The sequence below is a fragment of the Dactylosporangium darangshiense genome (genome assembly GCF_039537565.1).
Taxonomy (GTDB): Bacteria; Actinomycetota; Actinomycetes; order Mycobacteriales; family Micromonosporaceae; genus Dactylosporangium; species Dactylosporangium darangshiense.
Genome location: NZ_BAABAT010000037.1, coordinates 81,938 through 101,829 on the forward strand (window position 1 = coordinate 81,938; position 19,892 = coordinate 101,829).

Genomic DNA, 19,892 nt, shown 5'->3' on the forward strand with positions numbered 1-19,892 from the left:
CAGAAGACTGGAACTCGCGCCCATAAGCGATGGTCGGTGCGGCCACGTCGCAGACTGGTGGAGGGCATGGCATGGACGCCGGCTACGTCGATCATCTGAGATCACGTCTGCGGGACTTGGAGATCGCCGGCAGCAACATCATCGGCGGCGGCGGACCTCCAGACACGCTGCGCTATCGGTACTTGGGATGGCGTGACGAGGTAGAGCGTTTTCTGACAGATCAGGCTCACCGGATTCGTCTCGATCTTTCACCGCTGCAGGGTGTCCGCCACCGTGATCTTGTTGCGGAAAGGGTTCCGGACGACCAGTTGTATCGCGAGGCAACGGCGGAAGTTCGCGTCGGACTGGCCGCTCTTCAAGACTTCCGAGACGCGCTGGATGCGGCTTCAGGGGAAGATCAGCTGCCTGGAGACGACGGCGCGGAGCTGTTCATCGCCGACAGCGGGCGGGAGTACCGGTATGACCGAACGAAACCGCTTGGCAAGCCGGGCGCCTACGGGACCGTGTACATGGGGCGCGACGACAAGGGTGTTGAGGTCGCGGTCAAAGAGGTAGCGCTGCGGCCAGACGAACGCCACCGGGCTAACGACGCTCGGCAGGCAGAGCGAGAGGTGGAGATCGGGCATCGTCTGCAGCGAGGTTTGGGTGAGCACCTCGTCCCGCTGCTCGACGTTGGTCGTCGGGAAACGTCGCTCTTGCTCGTCATGCCTGTCGCTGCGGAGAGCCTCGCGGATCGGATTCAACGTTCTGGCCCGGGCAACAGCGAGGCCACGATAGAGATCATCCGCCAGATCGCCCTCGGCCTCCAAGAGTTGGCGGCACTGAACATCGTCCACCGCGACATCAAGCCGGCCAACGTGCTGATGCTGGACGGCCGCTGGTGCCTGAGTGACTTCGGCACCGCGCGCCGGCTCGACGTGGCGACCGCAACCTTGACGTGGATGGGCACCGGAACGCTCGACTACAAGGCTCCTGAGCTGTTCACAGGAGCGCCCGAACTGCCCGCAACCGACCTGTACGCCCTCGGCTGCGTGGCATATGAAGTCCTCACCGGCGAGAAGGCGTTCCCCGGTCCGGACTTCCGAGAGCAACACCAGACGCAGGTCCCCGCGCTGCCGGACGACTGCGCGCCTGCGCTCCGAGCGCTCATTCTCGACCTGCTGTGCAAGAGACCAGGTGGTCGACCTGCCGACGCACGTGAGGTCGTCCAACGAATAGCGCCGTCGGCCGGTCTCACGCGTGGCCAGCAGGGGCTGCAGCGACTTCGTGCCAAGGCGAGCCAGACCGCGGCCGCGGCAACAGCGGACGAAGCTATCCGTGCTCAACATGTCGAGCGTCAAGCCGAGGCTGCTGCAAGCTTGCAGGCGATGTGGCGCAACATGCTGGCAGAGGCACGCGCGGTCGATCACGCACTCGAGACGGACGAGACGCCAGATCTGATGACCTTCACCGTCTATGGCGCCGCGGCCAAAATGCAAGTCTTCCCCACCACCGCCCGGGTCGGGGAACTTCTTCTTCTGGCACTGATCGACGTGAGCACTGACGGGCAGCGAGACTTTCAGCCGACGATCAACTTGTTCAGCCTTTGGCAGAATGACCGTCCACGGTGGTGGCTCGCGAGACACGACTCCACCCGCTTTGCCGAGCCTATCCATGCCCTGACCCGAACGACCAACGAGCACACCAGAAGGCAGCTACTGGAGCTCGACGCACAGTCAATGATCGATACTAGAAAGATCTTTAACGCCGCGATCGAGTCGGCGACTGCGACGCGGCTGCTGGAACTCATCGTCGACTCCATGAATCCCGACGAGGACCAACACGATGACGACTACTTCACGCCGGGCAACACATCCGACAAGCCTCCTTCTGCGTAGCGGGATCGGCCGCTCGGCCTGCACTACAGCTCTGGAACGTCTTCACGGTCCAGCGTTGCGGCCATTCGCTCTTTCCCGGCGTCGGCATACTGGTGCAGGCGTTCATCGACGGGGTCCGCGTCAGATTTCGGCCGTGTGGCGTCGACTGCGCGAAGCTTCGCCGTGGCGGCGTTCAGCGCCTCACGGAGGTCCTCTGCTTTTCGGTCCACGACTCGGGCACGGCGCGCCTGCTCTGCTGCTGCGGCAAGCCCGAGGTACCGCGTCGGGAGGCTCCGCTCGTACGCCGCCGTCCACGTCGCGTGCTGTTGCTCGAGTCCGTCAACGAGCACGGCGCGTTCAGCCACGGTCTCCTGGGCGCCGGCGAGCCGCGTGCCGAGGTGCTCGACGCGGTCGTCGGCGCGCTGCTGCCGGGCGGCGCGGAGCGCCTGCTGCTCGGCGATGGCGCTGCGCCGCCGCCATAGCGGGGCCCGTGGCGGTGCGGCGATGCGGAGCCATTCCGCGCTTGCTTTGGCCGCGGCGAGGCGCTGGCGGAGGTGGTCGACGTGCTGTTCGGCGGCGGCGAGCTGGAGGTGCGCGCCGCGCAGGTCGTCGCCGACGTAGCGCGGGGCGGCACGGTCGGCGGCGCGCTGCAGGGCGACCCACTCGCGCAGCTCGTGGTCGGGTGCGGCGGCGACCTGGCCGGCAACGGTGGCGACGCCGAGGGCGATGCGGGCGCGGTGCCAGGCGGCCCACCGGGCGGGGTCTCGCTGGCTCGGTTCGGGCCCGATCGGCGCGTCGCGTGGTACGGCGTACCGGTCGCGGTAGGCGACGACGACGGCGGCCCGGCCGATCCACTGCGCGCGGCCGGTCGCGTCGTCGGGGACCGGGCCGAGCGCCTCCGCCCACGCGGGGCGCAGGTCGGCGGCGAGTTCGGCGAGGCCGGCGATGCGCCGGTCAGCGACGACCGCGACCTGGGTGAGGGTGTCGCGGAGGCCGGCGGGTGCGGTCGCGGGGACGCGGTCGGTATAGGTGGCGGTCTGGCCGGGCTGGATGGCGGCGCGGGGGTCGGCGAGGGCGTCTTCGTACATCTGCTCGACGCGCCAGGTGAGCACGGCGGCGATGTCGCGGGCGGTGTCGAGTTCCATCCAGGCGACAGCAGTGTCGAGGACCTCAGCGGGGTTGTACCCAGCCGCGGTGAGCTGGCTGAGCCGGTAGGTGAGCGCGGGCAGGGCGGGGTCGTCGACGAGCCGGGTAGCGATGGCGCTCGCGGTGCTTGCCTCCCGTGCGGTGGGGTTGGCGCCTGGGCCGGGGTGGTGGCGGCCGGCGGCGTCGGCGATGACGGCGATGTGGCTGTCGACCTCGACGCGGCCGAGGAGGTCGTCGAAGATCGGCCCCCAGACGGCGAGTTTGTCGTGGTCGGCGATGAGACGGAGTTCGGTTTCGGTGGCGGAGCGGTCGGTGGTGTCGGTGGTGAGGATCTCGGCGAGGGTGGCGACGCCGGCGCCGGGGGTCTGGCGGTGGTGGGCCTCGTCGGGGCGGTGGTGTGTGATGACGTAGAGGAGGTTAGTCAGGGCGCCGCGGGTGGCCATGACGTACAACCGGCCGCGCGTGGTGGCCTCGTCGACGAGACTGCGGACGGTGTCGACCGTGCGGCCCTGCGCGGCGTCGACCGTGGACGCGTAGGCGAGCTGGACGTGCGCAGCGAGATATTCGGCGGGCAGGACGACCTCGTCGCCGGTGCGGGTGTTGACGGCCTCGACCGCGCCGCCCAGGCCGATGGCGGTGATGCGCCAGGTGTCGCGGTTGGCGACGAACCCGGTGTCGGTTTCGAGGCGGCGGTCGTTGCGGCGGGTGACGATCCGGTCCCCGACGTTGACGCGGTTGTCGTCGGCGAGCGCGACGCTGCGGCCGCGTTCGACGAGTCCGGCCTGGATCAGAAGGTTGCGGGCTTGGGCGGCGAGGTCGGCGGCTTCGGCCTGGGTTTCGACGAGCAGGAGGCTGTCCAGGCCGTTGAGTGTGTCGGCGGCCCAGCCGGACAGCATCTGCGGCACAAGCTCGTCGTGGTCGCCGGCGACGATGCGGCCGCGGCGCTCGTACTCGACCAGGACGGTGACGTCGCCCTCGCGCAGCCGCAGCGACGCAGGGCCCTCCCACGATTCTTTGAAGCGGCGCAGGTCGGTGAGTTCGGCGGTGACGCCGAGCCCGGCAAGGTAGCGCAGCAGCCCGCCCGGGCCGACCGCGGACACCTGCTCGGGGTCGCCGACGAGGATCAATTTTCCGCCGACCTTGTCGAGCTGGCGGACGAGTTCGGCAAGATGGAGCGACGACGCCTGCGACGCTTCGTCGACGATGAGCCACTGCCCCGGGGCGAAGCTCCAGTGCTCCTCGGTGGTGGTGCCGTCGGGCGGCGTGTGCTGGCTGTGGAGCCACATCGCGATGTTCTCGGTGCGCATCGCGGTGCCATCGGGGGCGCGGGTGGCGTCGGCGAGGACGTCGGCGGCGTGCTGGCCGACGGTGAGGCCGAGCACCGGGATCCCAGCCCGGGCGGCGGCGGTGGCGACCGCGCGCTGCAGGAACGTCTTGCCGGAGCCGGCGGGGCCGATGACGCCGGTGACGGTGCGGTCGTCGCCGACCGCGCGGTGCAGCGCGGCGACCTTGTCCGGGCTGAGGTCGAGCTTGGCGGCGACGTCGTCGAGCAGCTGCGCGGGGGCGGGGGTGGCGCCGGTGCGGGCGGCATAGGCGATGACCTCGTGCTCGGCGCCGAGCACCGTCTGGGTCGACAGGTACAGGTCGCGGTGGCGGGAATAGACGCCCTGGCCGTCGCTCGGCCGGATCAGCGACGGCGCCCAGTCGACGAGCTCGGGCGGGGTGAGCACGCGTAGCCCGGCGGCGTGGGTGCGGACCGCGTCGGCGGCGAGGCGCTGCACCCGCCGCCAGTCGGCGCGCCGGTCCCCGTCCTCGGCGAGGCCGAGGACCCAGCCGATGTGCAGCTCGACGTGGTCGAGCCGGAACACGGCCCGCTCCTGCGCGAGGTTGCCGATGGCGCGTTCGACGGCCAGGTGCTCGTCGAGGCGGACCGCGGCGTTGACGATCGCGGGCCGCTGTTCCGGGGCGACGCCGAAGCGCTCGAGCGCGGCGTCGACGTCGACGAGCGAGATCGGGGTGGGGCCGGCTGCGTGGCGCGCGGCGGCGACCGCTTGGGCGGCGAGGTCGTGGACGGGATCGTCAACCTGGCCGGTCACGATCCGGTGGACGTCGGCGGCGGTGGACAGGCCGGCCGCCCCATCTTCGCGGCGTAGCCGCTGCTCCATCTCCCGGGTTGACTCCGCGAGCTCCCGCGGGGCGCGGGTGCGTAGGGTCGCGATCTGCGCGACCCTACGCCACCGCGAACCCGTCACACGGCCGCGGCTCGGCGCGGTGCCGGCAAGGTCGGCTTCGATTGCGGCGCGGCGTTTCGAGTAGCGCCGGATCGAGGCCATGGTGATGCCGACGATCTCCCGGATCGGCGAGTCGGCGCGGGCGGCGAACCGCACGCCGAGCCGGGTGTGCAGCTCGTGCTCGACGGCTCGGTCGTAGGCGATCCGCGCCCCAATCGTGGCCTGGTAGAAGGCTTTGCTGTCCAGGGCGAGCCACTTGCCGTCGGCGAGGACCTTCGAGGACACGACGATGTGTGAGTGCAGCTGCGGATCGCCGGCCCGCGACATCCGGTGGTCGAACACCGCGACGGCGAGGCCGCGGGTGTCGATCTGGACGACACCGTTGACCCCGACCCGGGTGAACGCGCCGTGCATGCGGAGGTGCTCGATGACGGCGCGGACGCCGGCGTGCTGGGCGGCCATCACCTCGGCCTTGATCCGGTCGTCGCCGAACGCCCACAGCAACGACACGCTTTTCGGCGGCGACACGGTGACGTCGAATCCCGCGACGGCTTTGCGTTCCGGCATTAGGTGGATGTCGTTCCACAATTTCGCTCGCTGTTCCACCGTCGCGTCAGCGGCCAGTTTCGCAAGCGCCTTTTCGTAGGCGGCCTGACGGTATTCGTCGGTCATCGGCCGATAGATGCGCCACATTCTGCCGAGCTGTTCCCCGGTTACCGGATGCTGGCCGTTACCGATGAGCCGCTGCAGATGCTCCGGGTCGAGGACGCCGCTGATGCCGAACAAGGTTCGAGTCTGGCCGGCCCACCAGCCGGGCGCCTCACCGTGCGCGGTCGCGTCCGACATGTACGCCACAGCCGCGTTCGCGGGGGTCGCCCGGAAGTCGTGCTGGCCGGCGGCGACCTGCTTGAGGAGGTAGGCGATACCGTCGCCGGGTGCGATTCTGACGACGGATAGCATGCGGCAAAAGTACAAGATCGTTTGACCTGATGACATTTTAATGCCATGTGGTGTGCCCGATCCAAGCCGTACAGCGGACCTCAACCACTACCCGCAAGAAAGGTTGGTGCTGGTCCACTTGATGTGGTGAGGTGGCGCTATTTGACACCACTGAATGCGCGAGTTTGCGCGTTCTCAGAACGTGGCAGTAATGACCGTGGCCTGTCTACGGTGAGGGTATGGCGAGTCGTGGTGTGAATGCGGCGGTGGCGCGGCTGCGGGAGGTGCAGGCGGCGCAGCGTCGGGCGGCGGCGGTGGTCGGCCGGAGGCAGGCCGACGTGTCGGCGGTCGTGGAGCGCCGGGCGGTTGTGCTGGCGCAGTTGGGCCAGGAGGAGGCGGAGGCACGCGCGGCGCTGGATGTGGCGCTGGTGGTTCTGGCGGATTTGGTGGGCGATGCGACGGCGGCCGGGACGGCGGATGTGCCGGTGTCGGAGGTTCGGGCGGCTCGGCGGCGGGCGGACCGTGGGGCGGTGCGGGCGGCGGGGGCTGCGGTGCGGGAGGGTTGGCCGCGCGGGGGGTCAGGGGCGGCCGATGATGAGGGCGGCGGCGAGTAGTCCGGCGGCGATGGCGGCGAGGATCCCGGCGCCGATGAGTACCCAGGTGCCGCGTATTACGGTGCGGCCAATCTTGTCGGGGGCGCGGTCGGGTGGTTGGGACATGGGCGCGCCTTCCCGGGGTACGTTCGCTGTGGTGGCCGGTGTTGCCGCCGTGCGGGTGGGATTGTCCCGCACGGCGGTGGTGGGCTACCGGCTGATGCCGTCGAGAATTCCGGCGATGATGCCGACGGCGAATGCGATGAGGGCGAGGTACGGCTCCCAGTTCGCGTGACTGGCGCGGTTCGGTTTACGGGCGGGTGGCTGGGTCACGATGGTGTGCCTTTCGGGTCTGTGGTGGGCGTGGCGCCGCTCGGCGCTGGGCCTTAGCGGCGGTGGGCGCCATGGCCGGTACGGAGGCCGAGGTGGTATTCGAGGGCGCGGGCGGCGTCACGTGCGCTGCGCTGGTCGCCTCGGGCGATTAGTGCGCGGACCTCGGCGAGGTAGGGGGCGATGATGACGGTTTCGTCGTTGCGAGCGGCAGCGCGGCCGATCGCGTCGAGACGTGCCGCCCATTGGTCGGCGGGGTCGGCCGGGGCGATGGTGAACGAGTCGGCGTGGACGTTGTCCAGTAGCGGCCCTGCGGCGTCGGACAGTTCGTATCGGGCGCGGCCGGTGCTGGTGTCGACGTGGGTGATGGTGAAGGCGCGGCCGGTAAGTTCCGCGATGGAGCCGTGATAGATCACGGTGGCGCCTACCGGCGCGGCGCGGTGGCGCCTGCGCAGCATGGCGTGTGCCTTTCGAGGGTGGCTGGCCGTTGGGTGCCGAGGGCGCCGGGCTGGTGCCCGGCGCCGCTGGGTCAGCTAGAACGGCGGCTCACCGTCGAAGGTGCACAGGTCGTCGGCGGTGACCGTGACCGGCCCGGCGTAGTACTCGGGGAAGTCCTCCGGATCGGGCGGGGTGTCACCGGTGAGGATGGCGGGGATCAGGTTGGCGTAGTGGCCCCAGCCGTGGTCGTGCATCTGATCGAGGGCGGCTTGGTAGGCGTCGGTGTCGCCGAGGTGGTAGGCGATGATCGCCCGGTCGCCGAGGGCGACGAGGTCGGCGGTGGTGAGTGCGATGGTCACGGTGGCTCCTTCTGTGCGTGGTGCTGGTTCGGGGTTCGGCCGGTACGAACGACCTGGTTCAATGATACCTAAGTTGCCATGTGCTGGCTAGGGTGTGTGTCTATGTTTCCGCTGGTGGAGTGGGGTTTGCCTGCCGCGTAGCGGCAGTCTCCGGACCTTGGTGTCTTGTGCGGAGAGCCATCCTGTCGTCTGATCTTTGATCGGCCGCGCCGGGTGGCCGGGTGCAAGTGAGCGGCTTTTTTGCTCGCTTGCGGCCGGTCGCCCGGTGTGGCAGACCCTTGGGTCAGGCGGGGGGATGGCTCGGAGCACGAGACACCCCAGCCACGACCGGTGAGGGCCGGTCGGGGTTGGGCCATCCTGGAGGCTGCCTCGCCGGCGAGGCGCGGGGTTCGGGGGCGGAGCCCCGAGAACTTCGGCTCGTGCGCGGACGGTCAGTTACGCGCCCGCGAGGTGCGGCCGCGACGGCGGCGGTGCGTGCGGGACTGTACGCGCAGTCGCAGGGCCAGGGCCGGCGAAGCTGGGCCCCGGCCCGAGTCCCGCGGGAGCTGCGGACCTGACGCCCGACGGACCGAGGCCCCCGATCCTTGTCAAGCCGTCGCGATGCGGGAGCCGCCGACGACACGTCACGACGTCGGCGCCGCTGCGCTGGTTTTGGGGGCGTTCCGCGCGCTCGGTAGCCAGGCGCGGTGTCGGGTTATCTGGTCGGTGGCGTGCGTTGCCGTCGCCGTGGCCACTGGGCGGACCCGGTCCGTGCTGTGGCGAATCTTTGCGCGGTGTCGCCCCGCCATCGGCGGTGGATTCCGCCTCTGCCGCGCTGCCGATCGTCCGGCGGTGGGAGGTAGAAGTCGTCGCCGGCGAGCAGCGTGGTCAGTGTTTCGCGGGCGTCGCCAGGGAAGGTGTAGCCGGGCAGCGCCGGTTGCCAGGTGCCGCCGTAGCGGGCGAAGACGTCATGAATGTCATTGTCGAGCTCGAAGGTTTCGTCGCCGTCGGTGACCAGGAACCGTCCGCTGCTGACGGTGGCCTGAACGGTGAGCTGGTTGCGCTCCATCGTGGCATGACGTGTGGCGGTCCAGTAGGCGTACCAGGCGGGCTTGCTGTCGTCGACGTAGGCGCTGAAGGTTCCAGTGGTGATGCGTAGGAACGCGGCGAACGCGGCAGGGGTCAGGAGTTCGGCAGGGTTGCCGTCGAGTGTGGCGCCGTGACTGCGTGGCAGGCTGGCTTCTGTAACCTTGTCGAGGTATGCGGCTTTGAAGGCGACGATGTGATCGACGCGGTACCATTCGCGTCCGGTTTTGGTGCCGTCGGGGTTGGTACGCACGCCGCGGCCGGTGAGTTCGACGTCGAACGGTTCGGGGAAGCCGGTGGTGGCGCGGTCGGCGGCGAGGTTTTTCACGGTCTGCTTGCTGCGGCTGAGGAGTTCGGCGACGCCGGCGCGGTCGGTGCACTCGTGGCCGCGGATGATGTTGATCAGCACGGCTGGCGGTCCTATCGGCGGGCGGCTTACCCGCCGCACGGGTCGTGGCGGTGGACGGGGATCACTCCGAGGAGTGTTCGTACACCCCGCCCACCAATTTTCCCGAACCAGCCCCACCCGAAGGTGCGGGGCCGATTGCGATCGATTGTACCGGGCTGGCGGGGCTTCAGTCGACGTGCCGCCGTTGCATTGCTGGGGTGTCGAGTGGGCATGTGCGGGGCGTGGAACTGTCTGGCCGGAGGCGGGGAGACGGCCCAGTGGTTCTCTCCGCGGCTTGGATACCGGTTGAACGTCAGTCTCAGCACCGCATGATCGTTTGAAGATTTCGTATCCAGGAGTTTCGACACCACCACAAGGCTGCTGCTCCGATGCCGGTCAGGCGGGCTCGATCGGGGGTGCGCTACAAATCGGTGATTATGAGGGCCGGTCCGTGTCTCCGATGGTCGGCGTCGCAAGCGGCATTCATGGATAGCTCCAGGAGGCGCCACGCGCTGCCGGAGCCACATCGCAGCTGGCCAGGGCCTTCTCGGCGATCTCCAAACACACCCCTCTTCGGTCAGGCCCGCACCGACCGACCGGCTACCTCAACGCGGGGAACGCCAACAGCGCCGACCGGATGAACTCGACGTCCTCGTCCGCGTCTTCCCCGACCTCCATGAGCGCCTCGTGCGCACCCAGCCGGTTGTCGTCCGCGAACGTCCAGTTGTTCTCAGAGTCGCCCGCCGCCCAGAACAGGACAGCCGCGTTGTACTTCACCATCGCCAACCCAGCGAACGTCAGCGGCTCGGGGTGCGGGTTGCCTTCCTGGAGCATGTCGATCAGTTTCGACTCCGCCTCCTGGCAGGCCGCCAACGCTGCCTCGAGATCGCCGGTGCAGATGTGGACCGCCGCCAGGTTGTTCGCGGTACGCGCGGTGCCGTACTGCTCCTGCCAGTCGTCCATGTTGCGGCGGGCGTTCAGCACGGTCTCGATGGACGCAGCGTCAGGGAACGGCTCAGACCTCGACTCGACGTACGGCGGCCGGCCCTCGCCAGTCAGAAGGAACTCGCGGTGGCCGTTGATACCTTCGATGATGGGAGCAGGGCCAGTCATGGCTCAAGCCTATGGACGGCGCGCGCCCACGATGTCACCGGCGGCCACGGCTGGCTGATCGACATGCTCGCGCTCACCCGACTGCGCCTGCAAACCTCCGCCGACCCCTACCAACCCGCGACAGCGGACGGAAGCGCGGTCAAAACTCGCGGAGATTGATCAACGGCCGAACCGATCAATGGAGTCAAAACTCACGAGCCGCTGGTGTCACAACTCGCGAGCAGAGCCAGCCCAGGGCCGGTCTCCGGGGAAGTGGAGGCCGGCCCCGGGGCGGTCAGTCGCGGGTGGGCTTCGGGTCGCGGTAGCTGTTGATGATGCGCAGTTCGGCGAGGTCGGCGGCGCGGTCGAGGCGGAAGTCCTGTTTGGCGCCGTAAGGCACGTACGGGGTGACGCCGCGACCGCGGCGGATGTCGGGCTGCTCGGGCTGCTCGGCGATGTCGAGGTGGTGGAGCACGGCGGTGACCTCCTGGTCGGCGTGTGGGGTGCGGCGGACCCGGTGGTGCGGGGCGGTGCCGCGCTGGCGGTCCTGGGTGGGACCGGTCGGCCGGTGCCTGGGCAAGCAGGCCGCAGGCCAGGCCGCGACGGGTCGGCAGCGCAGCGGCCGGCGCCGCGGAGCAAGCCGGGCCGGGCCGTTGGGGCGGTGCTTGCCAGGTGCCGGTCTGGCCGGTCAACCCTTGGGGCTGCCGGGCGTGGTTCCGGTCCGCGCCCGGCCTGCCGTGGACGCCGGCCCGGGTGGCGCCGTGCAGCACGTCGGCGGCGCCGACTGGACGGCAGCTCGTCCGCCGCGGCAGGCAGGCCGACGTCGGCGTGCCAGCGCCGCCGGCCTGACGTGGGCGGGCGTGCATCCTGCGGCGATCGGCGCGGAGGGACCAGGCGGTGCCGGCCCTCGGGGCCGGGCTGCGGACTCAGCCGGTGCAGGCGTGCCGGACCTGGCTGAACGGCACCGGCTCCCAGGACAGGTCACGCCACACGATCAGTAGGCCCTCCGGGCCGGCCTGCATCTGCTCGAGTTCAGTCAGCGGGATGTAGCCCCATTCAGCGTTGAACGGGTCGCCGACGCAGGTGTAGCCGTAGGCTTCGCCGGTCTGTGGGTCGTACTTGCAGATCCACCAGTCGCATGCGCCGAGGCGGTAGTGCACCAGCACGAGCTTCTCGGCGGCCGGGATGTGTTCTGTGGCGTACAGCTTCGGTAGCGTCGGCCGGTATGGGGTAGAAGTCGTGGCCGCGGCGCTCGCGCTGCTGCTCGATCAGCGGCGGCAGGTCGGCGGTGCTCACGTCGCCGCGTCCGTTGCGGCGGGTCGGGGTCCGGGCAGGAGGTGCTGGCCGCGTCCGGTGCCCAGGCCGATGCCGTGGTCGATGAAGCAGCGCACGCACATGTAGGCCCAGGGCCCGTATACGGTCTTGCCGTCGTAGGCGGCTTCGACCACGACCTTCCGCAGTTCCCAGTGCAGCGAGCATGGCGGCATCGGGCCGTTGATGTAGGTGACCTGAAGGTCCGGCTCTGCCAGGCCCTCGGGCCGGTCGGTGGGTGACATTCACAGAACTCCCTTGCACAGGTTGAAGCCCCGGCGGATGCCGGGGCTGTCGGGGGCTGACGCCGGTACGCGGTGTGGCGCACGTGTGGTGGTGCTGCGGCAGTCGGCAGGTGCGGCGTGACCGCCGCGCCGAACCGTGGGTGACGGCTCGGCGTGACGGTGCAGGCGGGTGGATCGTCAGTCGCGCTCACTGTTCACGGCGGGCGCTTCGCCGGTAGCCGTCCGGGCTGGCTACCACGAGTCCGAGCTTGGCCAGCAGCGGCAGGGTTCGCTTGGCGTCGCGGTCGCTGACCCCGGCTGTCGCGGCGATCTGCTCCGCCGGCATGGCGCGGTGTGGCTGCACCCCGTCAAGGATGCGCGCCTGCAGCGCGTCGAGGACCTCGTCGGGACGTTGTCCCGTTGGGGCTGGCTGGCCGATGCTGCCGATCTCCTCGATGATCTCCTCGACCCCGGTTACCAGGACGGTGTCCGGCTGGCGCAGCTCGATGTGGCAGCCGGCGGACATCGCCGAGTTGACCGGCCCGGGCACGACCATCGCAGCGCGCTGCAGCAACCGGGCGTACCCGAGCGTGTTGCGTGCCCCGCTGCGTGCCCCGGCCTCGATCATGACTGTGCCCCTGGTCGCGGCGGCGATGACTCGGTTGCGGGCCAGGAACTGGGTCTGGCGCGGCTGGGTGCCGGGCGGCCATTCGGTCACCAGCAGCCCGTCGGCGCCGATGTGCTCCAGGACCGCCGCGTTCGCCGCCGGGTACGCCCGGTCGATTCCGCACGCCAGCACGGCGATTGTCGCCCCGCCTCCGGCGAGCGCGCCGCGGTGTGCGGTCACGTCGACGCCAAGCGCGCCGCCGGACACGATCGTCCAGCCGCGTTCCGCGAGCCCGTAGGCGAAGTCGGAGGCGACGTACTGGCCGTATCCGGTCATCGCCCGCACCCCGGCGACTGACACGGACCGCTGCAGGGTTTCGGCGAGCCGCAGCGGTCCGCGCAGCCAGAGGCACAGCGGCGGGTCGGTGTCGCGGCGGTCGGGGCTGTGGTCGTGGCTGATGGCGGCGAGGTCGGCGAGGGCCGGCGGCCATTCGTGGTCGGCCGGCGTGACGATCCGGGCGCCGAGCCGGTCGGCGCGGCGCAGCATGTCGTCGGCGACGTGGTCCACGACGCCGGGCGCGCGGTCGTTCGGTTTGAGGGATGCGTCGACGGCCGCCGTGAGTTGCGGGCTGATGCCGACGCCGTGCAGCACCTGGTCGAGGGCTTGCAGCGGGCCGGTGCGGCGGATCAGGCTGCCGACTTCGCGGTTGCCGGGCGTGGTGAGGGCCGCCAGGACGAGCCAGGCGGTGCGGTCGGTGGTCATGGATTCCTCCGGGAGCTGGTGGACGGTGCGGTTGGTGGTGGTGGAGCCGGTCAGGCTGCCTGCCGGTTCGGTGGTCCGGGCCCGGCGGTCAGTTCGCCCGGGGCGATACGGGGCAGTCGCCCAGCGGCGGTTGCTGGGCGACGCGCAGCGCGGCGGCGCGGGTGAACACGTCGCGGTCCGGGACGGACCAGCCGTCGGCGGATCTGATCTGCCGGTTGCCGTGCTGGTCGATGAGCACGTACCAGCCGTTTTCGTTGCGGCCCTGCCTGTTCGGGTCGACCGGCCCGTACTGGGCGAGGTAGGCCGGGATGCGCACAGTGGCGGCCGCGTGCAGCTCGTGCACCCAGCGGCAGGCGGTGCTGTCCGGCCAGCCCGGGTGTTCGCACGACTGGTACTCGAGGGAGGCTGCGGCGGCGGTGACGACTTCGGGGTCGATGCGGCCCGGGTAGGGCCGGAACCGGTACGTGTCGACGTCGCGGTCGCGGAAACCGTGGGGGGCGGGGCGGGTGCCGTCGCGGTCGGCCGGGTAGCGGTAGGCGACGCTGGCGAGGTTCTCCCGCCACAGGGTTCTGCCGATGTCGTCGGCGTCGCCGGTGGTGGTGAGGCTCCAGGCGACGGCGGCGGTGATGAGCAGGTCGAGGTGGTCGCGGCTGACGATCCAGGCGCTCATGAAGGGGTCCTTTCTGGTACGCCGGCCAGTGAGCGGGCGCGGCGAAGGCCCGCCGTCGGATGACGGCGGGTGCAGTGGTGCAGGGATGGCAGCGGTGGCGACGGGCCCGGGCGGATGCAGTCCCCCGGGGCGGCGGGTGCGCGACCGCCGGTGGTGGGGCGCCGCTGCGCGCCCCACCACCGGCTGGGATCAGTGCAGGGAGAGCAGCGTCAGCAGCGGCGTCTTGTCCAGGACGCCGAGTGCGGCGACGTGCAGGGCCACGAGGGCGCCGATGTGCTTGCCCGCGTGCAGCGCGTGTTCGGCCGCGGCGCGGGTACTGCGGTGGCGGCCGGCGGGGGCCGCGTGCTGCGCGACGTGCGGGGCGGTGACGGCGGCGGGCTTGGCGGCGTCGTGGTGCTCGTTGCCGGCGGTGGAGGACATGCGGTGGGCTCCCATCGGGCGTTGCGGGTGCGGCTCACCTGCTGTGGCGCCGGGTTCGGGGTGATCCCTGGGGCGTCGGTGTGCCGCGCTGACGGGGCCGGTCAGAGCCCGCCCTGGGCCGGGGCTGCAGGCTTCCAGAAGGAAGATCTTGGCGTCGAGCGGAGCGAGACATGGGCGCCAAGATGTTCTGCGCTGGGGGCTTGCTGTCCCCGGTTCGGGTGGGCTGACCTTTGGGACCCTCAGTGGCGGTCGTCTCCGACCGCCACTGTGATCTCCAGGCCCCGGCAATGCGGATAGCGGTGGATCGCGTGCGCGAGATGGGCGGCACAGCGTGTCACCTCAGGCGGCAGTGAAGGCTTGCCCGTCGGGCGGGTCCGGGTTCCGGTTCGCTGTCGCGTCGTGGCCGTCCCCGGATGCCGGGATGGGGGTGGCGCGGCGTCGTAGCTCCCGCAGCGGCAGGGGCCGGCTGACGCCGTTGCGCCGCTCCCGGAGGATCGCCACATCGCCGAGCCGGGCGCGCAGCTGTTTCCTCCTCGGCTTCGGCGGCGGCGAACCGTTCGGGGGCGACGTCGAGCAGGTGCCGCCACTGCCGCTGACCTGCTCGGACACACGCTCCGAAACAGTTGTTGTGGCTTCTCCCGCCGTGTTGAGCTGAAGATGTGTCCCCATCACCAGTGGGAGCGCGGTGGCGTAGATCACACTCGGCTAGACATCGATTCAGCTGGCGGCCCAGCCGGCGCTCTGATGGCGTCCTTCGCGGCGGCCTGCCACAGGACGTTCAGTGTCCTGTTTGGACAGGTGTGGTCGCACGTCGGGAACCGCGCTGGCCTCGGCGCCTATCCGTGTTCGATCGCGGGGGGTGGGGCGACTTCCGCCCGGTCGATCCCGACGTACGGCACCGTGTCCGCCGGTTCGCGCTACGCCCGCCCTACCGTCGTAGGGTCCTGATGGCATAGGACGAGGATGTCGCAGCCCAACTGGATTTCAGGGGACGGCTCTCATAGCGGGCGTTCCGCACGAGCATTCTGACATCATCCAGCGGATATCTGGCCAATCATGCGGCATCGACGTACCGGCTCGACTCGACGGCATCGATTCCGTAAGCATCCAAACCATTCATTGGACCCTGACTGACCCAGACGGCGGCCTGCTCAAAGCGCGGGACCAGCGGGTGTTGTTCTTTGCTCGGAGTCGTGTGGGCCTCAGCAACTCCATGATCACCGAGACGGCCACACCCGCCTCACACCACCTCAGACCCTCCGCATACGCCCAGGCCAACGATTTCCCCCGCGACTACGCAGTGGCCCTGGTCTACGACGTGCTGGTCGAGCACGCCAGCGCCAGCCCGGGCGAGATGTTCTACTCAATCGGAGGGTCTATCGAGCGAGTATTCGCAGTTTCTTGTTCTTCGCGCTGGCGCATCTTGCGCTCGAAGACCCGCATCCGCTTGAGATCCCTTGCGTCTTTGGCGTCTCCATCGCGAGCGTAGACACGCAAACCGCCGTGCGGTTCTCCCCATTTCGCAACCGACTTTTGGATGGCCCTCAATGCCTCTGCGGCTTGGTGGATGCCATATGCGTTGACACGCAGGTTCTGCCAGTGGCTTCCCCAGTCGAGTTCGGACTCGGTTGGCTCCATCGGACGACCGCGCGAGTCGGCGTACGTCACGACGACGCGGTGCCGGTCCGGCAGGTTCGAATCCTTACGCTCGAAGCCGACATCCCAGAGGGTGCGCCACTCCTGGCCAGGCACAAGGACTGGAAGACGATCGAAGAGCCAAACGTCCTCTGTGCCGCGGCCGGCGTCCTTGGTTCGACGGATCGGCGGATTGCTCGTGATGCGAACGTCGCGTGCAATCGTGGTTCCGTAGTTCTTCACCACAAGATCCACGATCCAGTTCGCGGCCTCGTTGATCTCCATGTAGGCAACGACGTACGGCTGCGCCTGTTCTTCGCGTAGTCGGCGAGCCTCCCCGACCTGCTTGTAGGCAACGACACCTGCGCCGATCGCGATGGCGGCTGTCGTCCAGCTGGCAGTCGCCGCCCACACGTCAGGGTTAGTGTGGCCGAGCCACTGCCAGAAGGCTTCGATGAAGCTCATCCGAGGCCCGCGCTCTTGGCGATCACCGAGGCGAGCAGGTTGATGAACAGGTCCTTGCCGGATGAGCCGAGGAAGACCGCGGTCTGCTTCAACTTGGACTTCTTCTCCGGATCGGGCTCTGTATCGGCTGCCTGCTGAATTCCCGCGAGCACGCGTTCGACGATCAACTCTGCTGTCGGCCACTGCCCGGCAGCTCGCCTACCCTCAGGAAGGATCTCCGCGACGACGATGTGCTCGGCAGACAGCGATCTGGTTTCGATGTACGTTCCGCTCATCGCACGGAGAGCCTTCGCAACGTCAGCGCGATCAAGCCCGGTGTGTTCCGCGAGAGCGGGCACGTTGACCAAGTCGCTGCTATCGCTTTCCTCGACCAACTGGACTGCTGCCTCAAGGACGGGCAGCTCACGTGTGTACCAGGTCATGTCCACGGACCCGAACGATACCCATGGCCCGCCTGTGATCGATCGACCGAACCGCGGTCCACCTCTCGGGTCGTTACGTCCGCTGGTCGGGCGGCCGTTTCGGCATCCCGACTCCGGGCCGGAGCGGCTAAAATTTACCGCGATGTGCCGACCGCGCGACGAAGGGCCTGATTAGCGCGGTCGATAGATCGGAGTGCGGCGACTACCAACGGATCATCGTGCTGAATGATGACCCGCTCATTGCCCATCTCGGTCGTCATGCGCTCGCTGAAGACGATCCAGTAGGCGTCGACGAACGCATGCCAAGCCTCGACAAGTTCGTCGGGCGCGAGCAGGTCCAGTCGGCCGGTGATCGCCTCGGACGGCGCCGGGTGGTGCTTGCCCCATTCCGGCCATGTGTCCGGCCCGTAGAAGGAAACGATGTGGGCTCGGGCCGCATTGGCGTACGCCATCGCGTCGGTGCACGCGTCGACGAAGGCGTCGAAACGGCGAGCCGCGTACGTGTTCCGTGCGGCCACCCGGCCCTGAAGGAAGGGGCTGACGAGGCCGAGAGTAGTGGTAGCGACCAGGCCTGCGACGGCGACAACGACGGTGGCGTTCATGGATGGTGGAGCCTACTCGCTGTGGCGCTCCCGATGCCGGGCGACGTAGCGGCGCAGTGCTGCCTTCGGCGATGCCGTGCACCTCGCCGCGGGCGAGGATGAGCAGCAGATCGGGTCGCGGGCGCGACTTCATGCGCGAATCCCTTCATGGGCTGTGGGCTGCGGAAACGGTGCAGGCGAATGCCGCCCGGGGCCGCCGCGGCGAGCGCCGGGCCCCGGGCGGGGCGTGTCATTCGTCGGGTCAGGTGAGGTCGAGGCCGCAGGAGACGCAGACCAGGACCTGCTCGCACGGCTGGTCGGGTGGACCGATCCACACGCCGCAGGCGCGGCGGTCGTCCTCGCATAGCTCGGGCGACGGGTAGCGCCAGGTGCCGGCCACGACTCGCCGGCCCGGTGCGACGTAATCGCCGCCGTGGTGGGCGACCGACCCGGCGCGGTATCGGATCGCCCGCGGGCGGTGCGGCACGAGCAGCGGGGTGAGCCGGTCGGCGGCGCGTTCGGTGGGCGTCTGCAGCAGCTGGAACGGGACGGCCGACGGCCGGTGGAGCGGGACGAGCGCTGCTGACGTCCCCGGCGCGTGCTCCGGCAGCGGCTCCGCGACGTGGTCGCTGTCGGTGCGGGGGTGGGCCGAGTGCAGTTCGGCGAGTTCGGCGTGGTCGCCGGCGAGGAGGGCGAGCCCGGCGATGACGCGGGCGATGTCGGAAGCGAGCGCTGTTTCGTCGACGACGATGCCGACGGCGACGGGTCCGGTCTCGTCGATGCAGTCGAAGACGATGGTGCGGCTATGGATGGACATGGCGCCGGCGGCGAACTCGTGTTCGCGGGTCGGCTGGTTGGGCATCGGGAACTCCCTTCGTGCGATGGTCGGAGCGGTGCGGTCCGCCATCCCCGGCCGGCCGCGTCGGCGGCCGGCCGGGGCGGCGGTGGAGCGGGTCAGCGGTGCAGGGCCTCGAAGCCGGTGGCGGCCTCGGTGTAGGCATCGGTGTCGAAGGTCTCGCCGTCGGCGGTGGTGATCAGGTCGGCGCGGCGGCGGTTGCGGCCGGTGCCGGGGTGCGCGTCGTTGCGGCGCATGCTGACCGAGACGTTGCGGGCGGCGAGCATCAGCACGGGCGGCTCGCTGTAGCCGTCGATGGACAGCCGCGAGGCCTGGACGACCACGTCGGTGCCGCGGGTGAGCTCGACCACGCGGTCGGCGAGCTTGCCCCAGCAGATGACCGAGAAGTACATCGGCGGCGCGGACTTCGCGTTCGAGTCGCCGTCGGATTCGCGGCGGTTGACGATGTCGAACTTGGTGAACCGGAAGCCGTTGCTGGTGGTGTCGGCGACCGGGGTGGTCTGGATCGTGCCTTCGATGGTGACGTCGAACTGCTGCTGCATGGCCTGCTCCAACGGGTCGAGGATGGTGGCGGTGGAGGGTGGCGGGGCCGGTCGTTGGCCGGCCCCGCCGACGGGTCAGCTCGCGTGGGCGGGCTCGCGGCGCTCCGCGCCCTCGGGCCACAGGTCCTCGGGGATGTCGTGCCGGCCGGAGCCGGTCTTGCTGCGGCGCAGCCGGGTGGAGACGTCGGCGGCGGTGACCTGCAGCCGGGCGGCGGGCTCGCCGCTGGCGCGCTCGGTGTAGGCCCAGGCGGACAGGTCGTCGCGGCAGGTCACGGTGACGCGCTGGCCGCGCTTGAGGTCGGCGACCTGCTCGGCGAGGGCGCCCCAGGCGGTGACGTCGAACCAGGTGGTGGACACGGTGACCCACTCGTCCTGGTCGTTCTTGCGGCGCCGGTCGTAGGCGACGGAGAACTTCGCGACGGACGTACCCTGCTCGGTGACGCGCAGCTCGGGGTTGTCGCCGAGATTGCCGTCGAAGCTGAGGTTGAACCTGGACATCGGTGGCTCCCATCAGGGGTGCTGGTGCGGTCCCGGCGGGTGCTGCGAATCTGGTGATCCGGGGTTGCCGGGGTGCCGCGCTGACGGGACTGGGCAGAGCCCGCCCTGGGCCGGGGGTGCAAGCCGGCGCGCGAACGATCTTGGCGTTGAGCGCAGCGAAACGGCTTTGGCCAAGATGGTTCGTGGCGGGGGCTTGACGCCTCCGGCCTGGGTGGGCTGACCTTGGTCCGTTCAGCCGTGGCCGCCCTGGAGGACGTCGGTCCCCTGGTTCGGCATCTCGTCCGGCGGGCCAGGTGCTGTGGGCGGCCGTGACGCAGGTGCCACCAACACGCGGGTGATGTCGGGCGCGGACCGGACCGCAGTAGTGACCGTGCAAGGTGTGGGGCCACGCCGCTCCTGCCGCCTCACGGGATGGGACCGCGAGTACCGGGACGGCACCGGGCTGGATGTCCGGTGCCGCCC

Annotated in this window: 22 protein-coding genes; 2 read left to right on the forward strand and 20 right to left on the reverse strand. The window is 69.8% G+C overall.

Annotated features, from left to right (window positions below; all coding sequences use genetic code 11):
* The first annotated feature begins 71 nt into the window (after positions 1 to 71).
* Positions 72 to 1,877 carry a serine/threonine-protein kinase gene (locus ABD901_RS42955; protein ID WP_345136733.1) on the forward strand — a complete coding sequence of 602 codons (1,806 nt, stop codon included), beginning with the start codon at positions 72 to 74 and terminating at the stop codon, positions 1,875 to 1,877.
* 23 nt (positions 1,878 to 1,900) lie between these two features.
* Here ABD901_RS42955 and mobF read toward each other — a convergent pair whose 3' ends face one another.
* The gene (gene mobF / locus ABD901_RS42960; protein WP_345136735.1) at positions 1,901 to 6,193 is read right to left on the reverse strand and encodes a MobF family relaxase; all 4,293 of its coding nucleotides are present in this window, start codon (positions 6,191 to 6,193) and stop codon (positions 1,901 to 1,903) included.
* Positions 6,194 to 6,411: 218 nt separating this feature from the next.
* Between mobF and ABD901_RS42965 the strand changes: the two genes are divergently transcribed.
* Positions 6,412 to 6,786: a hypothetical protein gene (locus ABD901_RS42965; RefSeq protein WP_345136737.1), complete on the forward strand. Its 375-nt coding sequence runs from the start codon at positions 6,412 to 6,414 to the stop codon at positions 6,784 to 6,786.
* Here ABD901_RS42965 and ABD901_RS42970 read toward each other — a convergent pair.
* The 19 genes from ABD901_RS42970 to ABD901_RS43060 all read right to left on the reverse strand — a co-directional run bounded on the left by ABD901_RS42970 (position 6,751) and on the right by ABD901_RS43060 (position 19,430).
* Positions 6,751 to 6,891: a hypothetical protein gene (locus ABD901_RS42970; RefSeq protein WP_345136739.1), complete on the reverse strand. Its 141-nt coding sequence runs from the start codon at positions 6,889 to 6,891 to the stop codon at positions 6,751 to 6,753. The two genes, ABD901_RS42965 and ABD901_RS42970, sit on opposite strands and share 36 nt — an antisense overlap.
* Positions 6,892 to 6,975: 84 nt before the next feature.
* Positions 6,976 to 7,098 carry a hypothetical protein gene (locus tag ABD901_RS42975; protein WP_345136741.1) on the reverse strand — a complete coding sequence of 41 codons (123 nt, stop codon included), beginning with the start codon at positions 7,096 to 7,098 and terminating at the stop codon, positions 6,976 to 6,978.
* A gap of 53 nt (positions 7,099 to 7,151) precedes the next feature.
* Positions 7,152 to 7,553, reverse strand: coding sequence for a hypothetical protein (locus ABD901_RS42980; RefSeq protein ID WP_345136744.1), 402 nt, complete (start codon positions 7,551 to 7,553; stop codon positions 7,152 to 7,154).
* A 75-nt stretch (positions 7,554 to 7,628) separates the two neighbouring features.
* Positions 7,629 to 7,892, reverse strand: coding sequence for a hypothetical protein (locus ABD901_RS42985; RefSeq protein ID WP_345136747.1), 264 nt, complete (start codon positions 7,890 to 7,892; stop codon positions 7,629 to 7,631).
* 694 nt (positions 7,893 to 8,586) lie between these two features.
* Entirely contained in the window at positions 8,587 to 9,366 is a 780-nt protein-coding gene (locus tag ABD901_RS42990; RefSeq protein ID WP_345136749.1) for a hypothetical protein, read from the reverse strand.
* A gap of 579 nt (positions 9,367 to 9,945) precedes the next feature.
* Positions 9,946 to 10,458: a hypothetical protein gene (locus tag ABD901_RS42995; RefSeq protein ID WP_345136752.1), complete on the reverse strand. Its 513-nt coding sequence runs from the start codon at positions 10,456 to 10,458 to the stop codon at positions 9,946 to 9,948.
* Between the two features lie 274 nt (positions 10,459 to 10,732).
* Positions 10,733 to 11,017: a hypothetical protein gene (locus ABD901_RS43000; RefSeq protein ID WP_345136754.1), complete on the reverse strand. Its 285-nt coding sequence runs from the start codon at positions 11,015 to 11,017 to the stop codon at positions 10,733 to 10,735.
* A gap of 346 nt (positions 11,018 to 11,363) precedes the next feature.
* Positions 11,364 to 11,603 carry a hypothetical protein gene (locus ABD901_RS43005; RefSeq protein ID WP_345136756.1) on the reverse strand — a complete coding sequence of 80 codons (240 nt, stop codon included), beginning with the start codon at positions 11,601 to 11,603 and terminating at the stop codon, positions 11,364 to 11,366.
* Positions 11,604 to 11,729: 126 nt separating this feature from the next.
* Entirely contained in the window at positions 11,730 to 11,993 is a 264-nt protein-coding gene (locus ABD901_RS43010) for a hypothetical protein (RefSeq protein WP_345136758.1), read from the reverse strand.
* A 187-nt stretch (positions 11,994 to 12,180) separates the two neighbouring features.
* Complete coding sequence (locus ABD901_RS43015) at positions 12,181 to 13,341, reverse strand: DNA-processing protein DprA (RefSeq protein WP_345136760.1); 1,161 nt, start codon at positions 13,339 to 13,341, stop codon at positions 12,181 to 12,183.
* Positions 13,342 to 13,429: 88 nt separating this feature from the next.
* Complete coding sequence (locus ABD901_RS43020) at positions 13,430 to 14,011, reverse strand: hypothetical protein (RefSeq protein ID WP_345136763.1); 582 nt, start codon at positions 14,009 to 14,011, stop codon at positions 13,430 to 13,432.
* Positions 14,012 to 14,200: 189 nt separating this feature from the next.
* A complete protein-coding gene (locus tag ABD901_RS43025; RefSeq protein WP_345136765.1) occupies positions 14,201 to 14,431 on the reverse strand; it encodes a hypothetical protein in 231 nt (76 codons plus the stop codon).
* 339 nt (positions 14,432 to 14,770) lie between these two features.
* Positions 14,771 to 15,130, reverse strand: a complete 360-nt coding sequence (locus tag ABD901_RS43030) for a hypothetical protein (protein ID WP_345136767.1) — start codon at positions 15,128 to 15,130, stop codon at positions 14,771 to 14,773.
* A gap of 660 nt (positions 15,131 to 15,790) precedes the next feature.
* Positions 15,791 to 16,531 carry a hypothetical protein gene (locus tag ABD901_RS43035; protein ID WP_345136769.1) on the reverse strand — a complete coding sequence of 247 codons (741 nt, stop codon included), beginning with the start codon at positions 16,529 to 16,531 and terminating at the stop codon, positions 15,791 to 15,793.
* Positions 16,528 to 16,959 carry a hypothetical protein gene (locus tag ABD901_RS43040; protein WP_345136771.1) on the reverse strand — a complete coding sequence of 144 codons (432 nt, stop codon included), beginning with the start codon at positions 16,957 to 16,959 and terminating at the stop codon, positions 16,528 to 16,530. The genes ABD901_RS43035 and ABD901_RS43040 overlap by 4 nt, the downstream gene beginning before the upstream one ends.
* A gap of 128 nt (positions 16,960 to 17,087) precedes the next feature.
* Positions 17,088 to 17,555, reverse strand: a complete 468-nt coding sequence (locus tag ABD901_RS43045) for a hypothetical protein (protein WP_345136773.1) — start codon at positions 17,553 to 17,555, stop codon at positions 17,088 to 17,090.
* A gap of 241 nt (positions 17,556 to 17,796) precedes the next feature.
* Positions 17,797 to 18,396 (reverse strand): hypothetical protein, encoded by a 600-nt coding sequence (locus ABD901_RS43050; protein ID WP_345136775.1) that lies wholly within the window; start codon positions 18,394 to 18,396, stop codon positions 17,797 to 17,799.
* A gap of 92 nt (positions 18,397 to 18,488) precedes the next feature.
* Positions 18,489 to 18,932, reverse strand: a complete 444-nt coding sequence (locus tag ABD901_RS43055; RefSeq protein ID WP_345136777.1) for a single-stranded DNA-binding protein — start codon at positions 18,930 to 18,932, stop codon at positions 18,489 to 18,491.
* Positions 18,933 to 19,007: 75 nt separating this feature from the next.
* Complete coding sequence (locus tag ABD901_RS43060; protein WP_345136779.1) at positions 19,008 to 19,430, reverse strand: single-stranded DNA-binding protein; 423 nt, start codon at positions 19,428 to 19,430, stop codon at positions 19,008 to 19,010.
* Between the last annotated feature and the right edge of the window lie 462 nt (positions 19,431 to 19,892).